The sequence below is a fragment of the Streptomyces sp. LaPpAH-108 genome (genome assembly GCF_000373625.1).
GTDB lineage: Bacteria > Actinomycetota > Actinomycetes > Streptomycetales > Streptomycetaceae > Streptomyces.
Genome location: NZ_KB891997.1, coordinates 120,792 through 132,822 on the forward strand (window position 1 = coordinate 120,792; position 12,031 = coordinate 132,822).

Below are 12,031 nucleotides of genomic sequence, written 5' to 3' on the forward strand. Positions count from 1 at the left end.
GGACCAGAAGTCGGAGCCGTACCCGGGGGTGCCCGGGGGAGTCCGCTGTCAGGCGTCGGCGGGCTCACGCACCCGCCGCGCGTGCACCGCCCGGCCGAGCCTGCGGCCAAGGAGCGCCCAGCCCAGCAGCGAACCGGTCGTGTTGAGGATGACGTCGTCGATGTCGAAGGCCCGCCCGGTGATCAGCGCGCCCTGCGTCAGCTCGACCATCAGCATCACCAGCGCGGTCAGCGCGAGGACTTGGAGGACACCCCGGGCGCGCGGGGCGAGCACCGGCACCAGCACGCCGAACGGCACGCCGAGCAGGATGTTGCCGCCGAGCTGCCGGATCACGTCGCGTACGGAGGCGTAGTCCAGGTACGCCCGCAGGGAGTTGCCGGGGTGCAGATTGCTGTGGGTCAGCGCCACCGAGGCCGGGGAGGGCTCCAGGGTGACCCGGGCGAGGAGGATGGCGAAGGCCACCATGAAGACGAAGGCCAGCAGCATGATGGGGAGCCGCAGGGGGAGCGGGAGCGGGCGGGGGCCTGCGGGCTTCGCCGCCTTCGCGGGGGTGCTGGTCCGCCGGAACTTCGCGAGGAGGTTCGCGCGTCCGGCCTTCGCGGGCGCGCTCGTCCGGCGGGCCTTCGCGGCAGTGGCCGTGCGCTTGGTCTTCCCGGAGGCCCGCGTCCGTCCGGCCTTGGCCTTGCGTTCCGGCCGCTCGCCTCGCCTCGGCAGGCGCAGCGCGGCGGGCAGGCGGGGGGCGGTACGGGTCATGCGGTCCTCCGGTCGGGGTGTTGTGTTCAGGGGCTGTACGGGTACGGGTGCGCGGGAGCCGTGCGGGTGCCCGCGCGCGGGGGTTGTGTTCAGGAGCCGTAGGTGACGCGGACCTTGTCGAAGCCGAGGGAGCGCAGCAGGCCCTGGAGCATGTCGGTGGTGTTGGTCTCGGCGCGCGCGGTCAGTTCGCTGTCCTTCGCGGCCTCGCCGATGTGCCGCACGGCGAGTTTCTGCACCGCCTGCTCGCCGTTGGGGTTGTCGGAGAAGAAGTCACCGAGCCGGTCCAGGAGCCCGCGCTGCTTGGAGACGGCGTAGGAGCGGTCCAGGTCCAGGGCGGGCTTGCCGAGCCGGGCGTGCGGCAGCCGGAGGGTCGCCGAGGTGCGGTCCTTGTCGACCTTCACATCGTTCTTGCCGAGCCGCCCGAGGTCCACATAGGCGTCCACGGTGCCCGCGCCGACGTACAGCGTGCGGGTGCCCCGGAGCGCGTCGGGGAGGAACTTGGCGTCCTTCTCCAGGTCCACCACCACCTGGAAGTTGCCGGAGGCGGCGTCGTAACGGCTCATGTCCTGGATGGACTTGAGCAGCGCCGGGCCGGAACGGTCGTGTGTATCGGTGCCGAACAGGTCCTTGATGCCCGGGAGTACGGCCAGCCGTATCCCCGCCACCAGCAGCACCAGTACGACGACGATCGCGGTCACCACTTTGGCCCAGAGCGGCATGTGCCGGGGCACGTCTCTGACGGAACGGGTCCTGACGGAACTGGTCTTGTCCACGGGTCCTCCTTCCCCCGAACGGATGCCCGCCAAATCCCTTCACAGGCAGGTGAGTTGACGAGAGGGTCCGGACGGCGTACGCGGCCGGTGGCGCGGGGGCGGTCCGGGGCGCCGCTAGCATGTCCGGCGCAGCCCGTACGGATCATGCGAGGAGCGGATCGTGCGAGACATCGCCGTCTTCAGTGGCAGTGCCCATCCCCGGCTGGCCGAGGAGGTCTGCGCGCATCTCGGGGTGCCGCTCAGCCCGACCCGCGTGAGCCGCTTCGCCAACGACTGTCTGGAGGTGCAGCTCCAGGCCAACTGCCGGGAACGGGACGTGTTCCTGATCCAGCCACTGGTCAAGCCGGTGCAGGAACATCTGGTGGAGCTGCTGCTGATGTGCGACGCGGCGCGGGGTGCCTCCGCCGCCCGGATCACCGTCGTGATGCCGCACTACTCCTACGCCCGCTCCGACAAGAAGGACGCGCCCCGCATCTCGCTGGGCGGCCGTCTCGTCGCCGACCTGCTGGTGGCGGCCGGGGCGAGCCGGGTGCTCGCGATGACCCTGCACGCCCCGCAGGTGCACGGCTTCTTCTCCGTCCCGGTGGACCATCTGCACGCGCTGCGCGAACTGGCCGCGCACTTCTCGCGGTACGACCTCTCGCGCACCACCGTCGTCTCCCCCGACCTCGGCAACGCCAAGGAGGCGGCGGCCTTCGCACGGCTGATCGGGGCGCAGGTCGCGGCGGGCGCCAAGCAGCGGTTCGCGGACGACCGGGTGAGCATCAGCTCCGTCATCGGCGAGGTCACCGATCGCGACGTCATCGTCCTGGACGACGAGATCGCCAAGGGCAGCACGGTGCTCGAACTCCTGGACAAACTACGAGAATTGGCGCCCCGCTCCATCCGGGTCGCCTGCACCCACGGCCTGTTCGCCGCAGGCGCCCTGAAGCGGCTCAGCGAACAGCCGGACGTCCTGGAGATCGTCTGCACCAACACCGTCCCGGTCCCCCTCGACGACCACCCCGAAAAACTCCACGTCCTCTCCATCGCCCCCGCCCTCGCCGAGGCCGTACGCCGCATCCACAACGGCGAATCGGTGAGCGCGCTGTTCGAGGAACCGAAGAACGCGTGAGCGGGGCGCGCTGCGCGTCCTCGGCGTACTGGCGCTGCTCGTGGCGGCGACGGGGTGTGCGCGGGGAGGCGCGGCGTGCGCGGGCTGGGGAACCGAGTCGGGCGTCGGCGTCATGTTCCGCCAGGCGGGGCACGGTCAACTCGCCGGGGCCGTTGCGGAGTTGTGCGCGCGGGGCGAGTGCGTGCGGTCGCGGCTGCGGGTCGTACGACCAGGGGCTCGCCCTCACCGAGGGCGGGGCCCTGACCGCGAGGATTCCGAAGTGACAACGGTGCCCCGCTCAGCGGGACTCCGCTCACCGGGACTCCGCTCACCGGGACTCCGCGTCCGACTCCCACAGGGCCGCCTCCACGGTCGGGTGCGGGGGCAGGAGGCGGGTCAGGCCGGTGACGCGGAAGACGCGGAGGGTCAGGGGATGGGTGCAGACCAGGTGGAGACGGCCCCCGCGTTCCAGGAGGCGACCGCGGGCGCGGTGGACGAGGCGGAGCCCGGAGCAGTCGAAGAACTCCACCGCGCGCAGGTCGAGGACGAGACGGACGCCGGGGCGGCCGGTGAGACGGTCGAGCAGCGGGGCGATCTCGGCTGCCGTGGCGATGTCGATCTCGCCGCGTAACTCCAGGACCGTGTGACCCCGGTCCTCGTGCACCCGCAGATGCCGGGTGGGCGGAGTGGGGTCCTGTCGCACGACGACATCACCTCCCACCCGCGCCCGTGACGCGCTCCGCGCCCGCCTACTCGCCTTCGACAGAAGGAATTTGAGCATGTTCGATTGACATATGTCTTCGACTTTGACGCATGTCGTTCGAACATGATCGAGCTGCGGATACGTAAGCGATTGCGTGGCCTGATCGTGTCGCTCAGGGCTACTTCGCCGTGCGCTGCTTCGCCGCGTGCGGCTGCGGCCAGCTGCCCGTCGAGCGGGCGACCGCCTTCGCCCGGGTACGGTCCACCGCGCTGCGCGCCACCGCGAAGATCGCGCCCTGCACCGCCGCCGCGAGCAGGATCTCGCCCCAGCCCCGGTCCGGGTCCAGGGGGTCGGGCGCGTGGTCCTCGTGCCGGACGGCCGTCCACACCTTGCGGAACGCCAGCCCCGCCAGCGCGCCGCCCGCCCAGCTGAGCAGGAAACCGACCGGCTGGTAGTGGAGGGGAAGCTTGGTCTTGTTCTTCGCCATGGGTCACTCCTTCCTCGCGTCGCGGACCTCTTGTCGGCCGAGCGGGACGTGCCACCCGTTCGCCCCTTCCGCCCTCTGTCCACCGCCTTCCCCGATTCCCGTACTCCGCCCGTTCGGCGCCGTATGAACCACCCGGTGCGGGGCAGTCGGTGACGGATGAGCGGGACATCCTCGAAGCGGAAGAAGCAGGCCAAGGCCGACCGGCACACCCGGATCACCGTGCTGGTGGCGCTCACCGCGAATCTGGTGATCGCGGTGGCGAAGGCGATCGGCGGGGTGTTCGCCGGCTCGCCCGCCCTCCTCTCGGAGGCGGCCCACTCGGTCGCCGACAGCCTCAACGAGGTCTTCCTGCTGGCCGCGCTGCGCCGCAGCCGCCGTCCGGCCGATCCGCGTCACCCGTTCGGGTACGGCAAGGAGCGGTACTTCTGGTCCCTGCTCGCGGCCGTCGGGATCTTCGTGATGGGCGGCTGCTTCTCCTTCTTCCAGGGCTTCGAGGCGCTGCGCTCGGGCACCGAGGAGAAGTTCAGCGGGTACGTCGCGGGCCTCGTCGTCCTCGGGGTCGCCTTCGTCGCCGAAGGGCTCTCGCTGCTCCGCGCGCTGTACCAGGCCCGCAGGAAGGGCGGCGGCTCCGCGGACCTGAGCGACCCCGCCCTGCGCACGGTGATCGCCGAGGACGGCACGGCGGTGCTCGGCGTCACCCTCGCCGCCGTCGGCATGGCGCTGCACATGATCACCGGCCAGGTCGCCTGGGAGGCCGCCGCCTCCCTGGTGATCGGCGCGCTGCTCGTCTACATCGCCTACCGGCTCGGCCGCGAGGCCCGCGATCAGCTCATCGGCGAGGCCGCCGACCCCGGACTCACCGCCCGCATCCGCGCGCTGCTGTGCGCGCAGCCGGAGATCGACAGCGTCGAGGCGCTGTTCACGATGAAGACCGGCATCGACTCCACGCTGGTGGCCGCCCGCGTCGACCTCGTGCCCGGCCTGGACAGCGAGCGGGTCGAAGAGGTCGCCGTACGGATCAAGCGATCGGTCGCGGAGATGTTCCCCGAGGCCGACCGGATCTTCCTCGACGACCGCAACGGCGCCACCGGCACACGGGAGAGCCCCGCCGCGACGGGGGAGCGCGGCGGGGCCTGACCGGCGAGTGCCCGGCCCCGGGGCGGTTCATGCGCACCGCCCCCGAAAAAATCCCCGCGGACCCGGATCGCCACCGGGCCGTCCTGAAAGCCGGACTCAGCCCGCCTCCACCGGCTCCAGCACGAACACCGGGATCTCCCGCGCCGTCTTCTCCTGGTACTCCGCGTACGGCGGAAACGCCGCCACCGCGCGCTCCCACCACTCGGCCTTCTCCGCGCCGGTGACCTCGCGGGCCCGCATGTCCTGTCTGACCGGGCCGTCCTGGAGTTCGACCTGGGGGTCGGCCTTGACGTTGAAGTACCAGACGGGGTGCTTGGGGGCGCCGCCGACGGAGGCGACCGCCGCGTACTTCCCGTCGTGCTCCACCCGCATCAGCGGCGTCTTGCGGATCTTCCCGCTGCGCGCGCCCCGGGTGGTCAGGACGATCACCGGGAGCCCGGTGTCCCGCAGCGTCGTGCCCTCGGTCCCGCCGGACCCCTCGTACAGCTCGACCTGCTCGCGCACCCACTGGGCCGGGCTGGGCTCGTACTCGCCCTCAAGCGGCATTGCCTCGTCCTCTTCTCGTGCAGACGGCTTCTTGCGTGAACGGCTCGCGACCGCGATCTGCCGTAACAGCGGCGGGCGCCGCAATCATCCGTACCGCGCTGCGGTGGCCGGAACACCCCCGTGTCCGCGAGACTGAAAGTGGCCGAAAGCAACCGAGTAACCTGGCCGAGAAGAAGCGACGTGCGATCCGGAACGGCCGGAACCGGTGCCTCCGCGCTCATGGCGGCCACGTTCTTCGGCCAGATCCGGGGACCGCCGATCTGGCCGAACTTGTCGTCGCCCCATGGGTGCCCCAGGCATCTAATGAAGATCGGCACGACGCACCTCTTCGTCTGCGAGGTCTTTCCATGACGGAACTGACGGACATCACCGAGCCGGACACCCCGGCCGCCCCCGTCGCCTTCCCGCAGGACCGCTCCTGTCCCTACCACCCGCCCACCGGGTACGGCCCCTTGCGCGAGGCACGGCCGCTGTCCCGGGTCACGCTGTTCGACGGCCGCGAGGTCTGGGCCGTCACCGGGCACACCGCCGCCCGCGCGCTCCTTGCCGACCCACGCCTGTCCAGCGACCGCACCAGGCCCGGCTTCCCCGTCCCCTCGGCCCGCTTCGCCGGGGTGCGGGACCGGCGGGTCGCGCTGCTCGGCCTGGACGACCCCGAGCACAAGGCCCAGCGGCGGATGATGATCCCGTCGTTCACCGTCAAGCGCGCCGCCGCGCTGCGGCCGAGCATCCAGCGCATCGTGGACGACCTGCTGGACGCGATGATCGAGCAGGGGCCGCCCGCCGAGCTGGTCTCCGCCTTCGCGCTGCCCGTGCCGTCCATGGTGATCTGCGGCCTGCTCGGGGTGCCGTACGACGACCACGAGTTCTTCGAGGAGCAGTCCCGCAGACTGCTGCGCAGCCCGACCGCCGAGGAGACTCAGGCCGCCCGGGTGGCGCTGGAGAAATACCTCGGGGATCTCGTCGACCGCAAGGCCGCCGCGGCCGAGCCCGGCGACGGCGTGCTCGACGACCTCGTGCACCAGCAGCTGCGCGAGGGCGCCCTGGACCGTACGGAGACCGTCTCGCTCGCGCTCATCCTGCTGGTCGCCGGGCACGAGACGACCGCCAACATGATCTCGCTGGGCACCTTCACCCTGCTCCGGCACCCCGAGCGGCTGGCCGAGCTGCGCACCGACCCCTCGCTGCTGCCCGGCGCGGTCGAGGAGCTGATGCGGATGCTGTCCATCGCGGACGGCCTGGTGCGCGTCGCCCTGGAGGACATCGAGGTCGAGGGGGAGACCATCCGGGCCGGGGAGGGCGTGCTCTTCTCCACCTCGGTGATCAACCGCGACGCCGCCGTGTACGAGGACCCCGACAGCCTGGACTGGAACCGCTCCGCCCGCCACCACGTGGCCTTCGGCTTCGGCATCCACCAGTGCCTGGGACAGAACCTGGCCCGCGCCGAACTGGAGATCGCCCTCGGCTCACTGCTCACCCGGCTGCCCGGGCTGCGCCTCGCCGTCCCGGCCGAGGAGATCCCCTTCAAACCCGGCGACACGATCCAGGGGATGCTGGAACTCCCCGTGAACTGGTAAGAGGCTCAGGCCATGCACATCGACATCGACACGGACACGTGTATCGGCGCGGGACAGTGCGCGCTGGCCGCCCCGGCGGTCTTCACCCAGGACGACGACGGCTACAGCTCGCTGATCCCCGGCCGCGAGAGCGGCGCGGACAGCCCGATGGTGCGGGAGGCGGCGCGGGCCTGCCCGGTCGGCGCGATCACCGTCACGGAGGACGCGCCCCAGGCGGCGGCGGTCACGGACGACTGAGCACGGCCGCCGGTGCGGATCACCGGTCCCGGTAGGGTGCCCGGATGACCGACCGACCCGGCAAGCCGTTCCTCTACGTCGTCGTCTGCGCGGCCGGGATCGCCGACGGGGTCGGCACCCTGATCGCGGCCGCGCGGACCCGGGGCTGGGAGGTCGGCGTCATCGCCACCCCGGCGGCGGTCAACGGCTTCTTCGACCTGGCCGCCGCCGAGGAGCTGACCGGCCGCACCGTACGGTCCGCCTGGCGCACCCCGCGCGACCCGCGTCCCTTCCCGCCGCCGGACGCGGTCGTGGTGGCACCCGCGACCTTCAACACCGTCAACAAATGGGCGGCCGGGATCGCCGACACCCTCGCGGTCGGCACCCTGTGCGAGGCGCTGGGACTCGGCGTGCCGATCGTGGTGCTGCCCCGGGTCGGCGAGGCACTGGCCGCCCACCCGGCCTACGCGGAAAGCGTGGCGCGGCTGACCGGGCTCGGCGTGCGGTTCGGCGAGGGCGGCGGGGACGGGGGCTTCCCCTGGGAGTCGGCCCTCGACCTGCTGGAGCCGCCCCGCTGAGCCGTCGGGTCCGGCGCCGGGTCAGCGGGTACGGCGCACGTACCCCGGCTCGCCGGGCGTGGAGACCTCCAGGTCCCGGCGGACGATGCTCAGCCGGGAGCCCCAGCGCGCCAGCGCCTTGCGCAGGCCCGCGTCGGTGTACTCCACGTCCAGCACCCGGTTGTCGTACGCCTTCGCGTACACCCCGCACTCGTCGTACTGCCCGCACTCCTCCGTCACCGCGAAGTCCAGCCCGGCGGCCTCGCGGTGCCCGGTCAGCTCCGCCGTGTTCTTCTGGCCGACGGCCAGGTGCCGGGTGTGCGCGTGCCGGGTCAGCAGGCGCATGTACGCCACCGCGTCGGCGGCGGTGAGCAGCCGGTGGGAGCGGGTGTAGCTGTCGTAGTTGTCGGGCTCGACGGCGTCGTAGCCCTTGCGGGCGCAGCCGTCGATCCAGGCGTTCACCCGGCGCGCGATCCGTTCCCGCTTGGCCGGGGTGCGCAGATCGAGGAGGGGTTCGTCCCAGTCCTCGTCGATCACCGTGCGGCCGTGCGCGTCGCGCAGCAGGAGACCGGCGGGCCAGTCGGCGCGCTCGCCGGGCTGGGCCTGGAAGGCGTTGACGTAGCAGACGTTGTAGCGGCCGGGGGCGGGGGAGTCGGCGCGGTCGCGGGTGACGATCCGGACCCCGGCGGGCGGTGGGTAGGCGCCGCCGATCTGGTAGTCGAACCCGGCGTGGCGCGGCGGCAGCCGCACCCCCTTCGCCTCCTCGCCCGGTCCGCAGCCGGTCAGGACGGCGGCGAGGGCGAGCAGCGCGGCGGCGGCACGCGGGACAGCCTGGCGGGCCACGTCCGCTCCCTGGGTTCTCGTGTGCGGCGACGGGACCGCCGTACGGCACTTCCGTGATCCAACCGGCCGCGCGCCGCGTGCGTCAACTCGCCCTGACCAGGCGCGCGTACCCTCGCGGTGACAGCACCTCCCCGACGGCAGGAGCGGCAACGATGCGGTATGTGAAGCTGGGTTCCACGGGCCTGGACGTCTCGCGGATCTGTCTGGGCTGCATGACCTACGGCGAGCCCGACCGGGGTGTCCACGAGTGGACGCTCGACGAGGACGCCGCCCGCCCGCTGATCCGGCAGGCCCTCGAAGCGGGGATCAACTTCTTCGACACCGCCAACGTCTACTCCGACGGCACCAGCGAGGAGATCGTCGGCCAGGCCCTGCGGGACTTCGGGCACCGCGACGAGATCGTGCTCGCCACCAAGGTGCACGGCCGGATGCGCCCCGGACCCAACGGCGGCGGCCTGTCCCGCAAGGCGATCATGTCGGAGATCGACCACAGCCTGCGCAGGCTCGGCACCGACTACGTCGACCTCTACCAGATCCACCGCTACGACCACGAGACGCCCGTCGAGGAGACGATGGAGGCCCTGCACGACCTGGTGAAGGCGGGCAAGGTCCGTTATCTCGGGGCGAGTTCGATGTACGCGTGGGAGTTCGCCAAGGCGCAGTACACGGCCGAGCTGAACGGCTGGACCCGGTTCGTGTCCATGCAGAACCACTACAACCTGCTCTACCGCGAGGAGGAGCGGGAGATGCTGCCGCTCTGTGCGGACCAGGGGGTCGGGGTGCTGCCGTGGAGCCCGCTGGCGCGGGGGCGGCTCACCCGCGACTGGGGCACGGTCACCGGGCGCAGCGCGAACGACGACTTCGGCGGCCGGCTGTATCTGGAGAGCGACCGGGAGATCGTGGAGGCGGTGACCCGGGTCGCCGAGGCGCGGGGTGTGCCGCGCGCCCAGGTGGCGCTGGCCTGGCTGCTGCACCAGGACACGGTGGCGGCGCCGATCGTCGGGGTGTCCAGGACCGGGCATCTGGAGGACGCGGTGGCCGCCGTGCGGCTGGAGTTGACCGACGAGGAGATCGAGGAGCTGGAGCGGCCATACACCCCGCGCGCGGTCAGCGGGCACTGATTTCCGCCACCTATTTTCCTTGAGTGATCAACAGGATTCCGGGGATTGAATCCTGGTCAATGATCAACTCCTTCCCGTCCGTTCTGTTTTCCGTGCCCGTGAACGGGAGATCTCTTGTTCCGCGCCACCGGCTTGTGCGAAAGTGTGCGCTGCCGGTGCGCGGGCCATTGTTTTTCCGCCGCGAGTGCCGGCCCGCTCCGGTGCGTCCCCCCTGTCTCATATGAGCTTCCCCAGGCGGGCGTTGGGGCTGTCGCGTTCGGGGTCCTGCCGTCGGTATGGGCCGATTCCGTGTCGGGTCTGGAGGAATGCGGTAGTGAAAGGCGAAGGACCGGAGAATTTCCCTGATTTCCCCCCGTCCCGGTATTCCGTCGAATACGCCGAGCAGGGCGGGCGAGCCTCGGTATCGGACCGGGAACTCAGTGCCGAGCTGAAGAACTGGACGGGAGCGGCGCCCGCGCTGTACCCCGTCGGCGAACTTCTCGACCGGCACTGGGCCGCGGGCTACGCCTACGCCCGGCTGTGCACCGCCGGGCCGCGCGCGGCCGGGATGCTCACCACCGCCGCCTTCACCCGGCTCTTCGGCGAGACCCTGCGCCAGGCCGGGCCCTCCGCCGCCTGGCGCCCCCATCTGCTGGTCACCGTGCGCCGCGTCGCCGCCGAGTGGGACGCCGACGGCCGCCAGGACCTGCTGCACCCCGCGCTGCTCCCGGGCCCCGGCAGCACCGAACGCGCCGCCGCCCGGTTGCTCCCCTCCTCCGGCAGGCGGCTGCTGTCCCGGGCCTTCCAGCGGCTGCCCCAGTCCTACCGCACCGTGCTCTGGCACGCCGAGGTCGAGGGCGAACCCCTCTCCGTCCCCGCCGAACTCCTCGGCCTGGACGAGGAGAACACCCTCATCGAACTGCGCCGCGCCCGTGAACGGCTGCGCGAGGAATGCCTCCAGACCCACCGCGAGCTGGCCGCCGACCCCGAGTGCGGGCGCTATCTGCGGATGCTCGACGTGACCTTCCGGCGCGGCGCCATGGACATGGACCCCGATCTGCGGGCCCATCTGGAGGGCTGCCGCCACTGCATGGAGACCGCCGAGCAACTGGCCCGCTTCAAGCAGGGGCTCGGGCTCGCGCTCGCGGAGTCGGTCCTCGGCTGGGGCGCCGCCGAGTACCGCGAGGCCCGTACACGCCGCACCGAGGAGACACCCGCCGTACCCGCGCTGACGGGCGGCGAGGACTTCGGCCCGTCGCCCGCCGCCGCTCCGGGCCTGCCGCCCGCGCAGCGGGACATCACGCCCCACGGGGCGACTGTCCGCTCCGCGCACCGGGCCGCGCGCCGCGCCCGCCGCCGCAACCTCGGCATGGCCGTCGCCACCGTCGGCGGCCTGGTCGTCCTCCCGCTGGTGCTGTGGTCGGCGCTCGGCTCCGGCGACGACTCCCCCCGCGCCCACGGCGCCACCCCCTCCGAGGCACCGGACACCCAGCCGCCCTCGCCGGGCCCGTCCTGGGCCGGGGCCAGCACCCGCGAGGGCGCCCTGCACGGCAGGCTGCACAACGTGGCCTCCGGCGACTGCATCGGGGTCGCGGGCAAGGCGGTCAAGGGCGCCGAGACCGAACTGGCCGCCTGCTCCTCGGCGCCGTCCCAGCGCTGGACGTACGAGACGAGCGGCCTGCTGCGCAGCGACGCCGCTCCCGACCTCTGCCTCGACTCCCACCTCGGCTACTCGGTGCGCCTCGCCCCCTGCTCGGCCACCGGACGCACCGCCAGGAACCTGCGCTACGACTTCACGCTCCAGGGCGTCCTCGTCCCGCGCTGGGACCAGGACCTGGCGCTCTCCCCGGCCGCCACCGACGGCTCGGGCGCGCTGGTCGTCAAGAACCGCGAGGACACCGGGGCGCAGCGCTGGGTCATGGACACGAGCCGTACCGACCCCCAGATGCAGACCGTCGGCTGGGACGGCACCACCCCGCCCGCCAAGGGCACCAGCAGCGCGCCCGCCGCTCCCACCCGGACCGCGTCACCGGCTCCGGCGCAGAGCGCCCGGCCCGCCCCGAGCGCGACCCCCACCGAGCAGCCCGGGCCCACCCGCGAGGGCTTCCCCGTCTCCTACCGCTGCGCCGACCACCAGGACGCCTGCTTCCGGGACGGCCACTTCGGCGACCGGGACCACGGCGGGTCCTACGGCTCGTACGGCGACTCCTACGGCGGTTCCTCCGGGGGCCGCCGCCGCTGACGGG

13 protein-coding genes are annotated in these 12,031 nt (G+C 72.3%); 7 read left to right on the forward strand and 6 right to left on the reverse strand.

The features are described 5' to 3' along the window. Window positions 1–48 precede the first annotated feature (48 nt). Together B079_RS0125130 and B079_RS0125135 are read right to left on the reverse strand one after the other, a co-directional pair. Window positions 49–753, reverse strand: coding sequence for a VanZ family protein (locus tag B079_RS0125130; protein WP_018548612.1), 705 nt, complete (start codon window positions 751–753; stop codon window positions 49–51). A gap of 89 nt (window positions 754–842) precedes the next feature. Continuing rightward, the gene (locus tag B079_RS0125135; RefSeq protein ID WP_037802013.1) at window positions 843–1,472 is read right to left on the reverse strand and encodes a DUF4230 domain-containing protein; all 630 of its coding nucleotides are present in this window, start codon (window positions 1,470–1,472) and stop codon (window positions 843–845) included. Window positions 1,473–1,686: 214 nt separating this feature from the next. On the opposite strand from B079_RS0125135, the gene B079_RS0125140 reads away from it, so the two are divergent. Beyond that, on the forward strand, window positions 1,687–2,640 hold the full coding sequence (locus B079_RS0125140) for a ribose-phosphate diphosphokinase (RefSeq protein WP_018548614.1): 954 nt from the start codon (window positions 1,687–1,689) through the stop codon (window positions 2,638–2,640). 307 nt (window positions 2,641–2,947) lie between these two features. Here the strand turns inward: B079_RS0125140 and B079_RS0125145 are convergent, their stop codons facing one another. Beyond that, window positions 2,948–3,322 (reverse strand): anti-sigma factor antagonist, encoded by a 375-nt coding sequence (locus B079_RS0125145; protein ID WP_026249066.1) that lies wholly within the window; start codon window positions 3,320–3,322, stop codon window positions 2,948–2,950. 178 nt (window positions 3,323–3,500) lie between these two features. Further along, window positions 3,501–3,809 carry a DUF4235 domain-containing protein gene (locus B079_RS0125150; RefSeq protein ID WP_018548616.1) on the reverse strand — a complete coding sequence of 103 codons (309 nt, stop codon included), beginning with the start codon at window positions 3,807–3,809 and terminating at the stop codon, window positions 3,501–3,503. 156 nt (window positions 3,810–3,965) lie between these two features. On the opposite strand from B079_RS0125150, the gene B079_RS0125155 reads away from it, so the two are divergent. After that, window positions 3,966–4,946 carry a cation diffusion facilitator family transporter gene (locus B079_RS0125155; RefSeq protein WP_018548617.1) on the forward strand — a complete coding sequence of 327 codons (981 nt, stop codon included), beginning with the start codon at window positions 3,966–3,968 and terminating at the stop codon, window positions 4,944–4,946. Between the two features lie 96 nt (window positions 4,947–5,042). Here B079_RS0125155 and B079_RS0125160 read toward each other — a convergent pair whose 3' ends face one another. Then, window positions 5,043–5,492 (reverse strand): nitroreductase family deazaflavin-dependent oxidoreductase, encoded by a 450-nt coding sequence (locus tag B079_RS0125160; RefSeq protein ID WP_018548618.1) that lies wholly within the window; start codon window positions 5,490–5,492, stop codon window positions 5,043–5,045. Window positions 5,493–5,839: 347 nt separating this feature from the next. Between B079_RS0125160 and B079_RS0125170 the strand changes: the two genes are divergently transcribed. From B079_RS0125170 to B079_RS0125180, 3 genes are read left to right on the forward strand one after another with little or no spacing between them, the layout of a single operon-like run. Beyond that, window positions 5,840–7,069 (forward strand): cytochrome P450, encoded by a 1,230-nt coding sequence (locus B079_RS0125170; RefSeq protein ID WP_018548620.1) that lies wholly within the window; start codon window positions 5,840–5,842, stop codon window positions 7,067–7,069. A gap of 12 nt (window positions 7,070–7,081) precedes the next feature. Then, entirely contained in the window at window positions 7,082–7,306 is a 225-nt protein-coding gene (locus tag B079_RS0125175; protein ID WP_018548621.1) for a ferredoxin, read from the forward strand. A 44-nt stretch (window positions 7,307–7,350) separates the two neighbouring features. Further along, window positions 7,351–7,863: a flavoprotein gene (locus B079_RS0125180; protein WP_018548622.1), complete on the forward strand. Its 513-nt coding sequence runs from the start codon at window positions 7,351–7,353 to the stop codon at window positions 7,861–7,863. 21 nt (window positions 7,864–7,884) lie between these two features. On the opposite strand, the gene B079_RS0125185 is transcribed toward B079_RS0125180, so the two are convergent. Beyond that, window positions 7,885–8,685: an endo alpha-1,4 polygalactosaminidase gene (locus tag B079_RS0125185; RefSeq protein ID WP_018548623.1), complete on the reverse strand. Its 801-nt coding sequence runs from the start codon at window positions 8,683–8,685 to the stop codon at window positions 7,885–7,887. A 152-nt stretch (window positions 8,686–8,837) separates the two neighbouring features. On the opposite strand from B079_RS0125185, the gene B079_RS0125190 reads away from it, so the two are divergent. Both B079_RS0125190 and B079_RS0125195 read left to right on the forward strand, forming a co-directional pair. Next, window positions 8,838–9,806, forward strand: a complete 969-nt coding sequence (locus tag B079_RS0125190) for an aldo/keto reductase (protein ID WP_018548624.1) — start codon at window positions 8,838–8,840, stop codon at window positions 9,804–9,806. A gap of 313 nt (window positions 9,807–10,119) precedes the next feature. After that, window positions 10,120–12,027 (forward strand): ricin-type beta-trefoil lectin domain protein, encoded by a 1,908-nt coding sequence (locus B079_RS0125195; RefSeq protein ID WP_018548625.1) that lies wholly within the window; start codon window positions 10,120–10,122, stop codon window positions 12,025–12,027. The last annotated feature ends 4 nt before the right edge of the window (window positions 12,028–12,031 follow it).

Coding starts and splice junctions, on each gene's coding strand:
- B079_RS0125190 (WP_018548624.1), top strand. CDS start 8,838: ATGCGGTATGTGAAGCTGGGTTCCACGGGCCTGGACGTCTCGCGGATC.
- B079_RS0125170 (WP_018548620.1), top strand. CDS start 5,840: ATGACGGAACTGACGGACATCACCGAGCCGGACACCCCGGCCGCCCCC.
- B079_RS0125155 (WP_018548617.1), top strand. CDS start 3,966: ATGAGCGGGACATCCTCGAAGCGGAAGAAGCAGGCCAAGGCCGACCGG.
- B079_RS0125150 (WP_018548616.1), bottom strand. CDS start 3,809: ATGGCGAAGAACAAGACCAAGCTTCCCCTCCACTACCAGCCGGTCGGT.
- B079_RS0125175 (WP_018548621.1), top strand. CDS start 7,082: ATGCACATCGACATCGACACGGACACGTGTATCGGCGCGGGACAGTGC.
- B079_RS0125130 (WP_018548612.1), bottom strand. CDS start 753: ATGACCCGTACCGCCCCCCGCCTGCCCGCCGCGCTGCGCCTGCCGAGG.
- B079_RS0125160 (WP_018548618.1), bottom strand. CDS start 5,492: ATGCCGCTTGAGGGCGAGTACGAGCCCAGCCCGGCCCAGTGGGTGCGC.
- B079_RS0125135 (WP_037802013.1), bottom strand. CDS start 1,472: ATGCCGCTCTGGGCCAAAGTGGTGACCGCGATCGTCGTCGTACTGGTG.
- B079_RS0125180 (WP_018548622.1), top strand. CDS start 7,351: ATGACCGACCGACCCGGCAAGCCGTTCCTCTACGTCGTCGTCTGCGCG.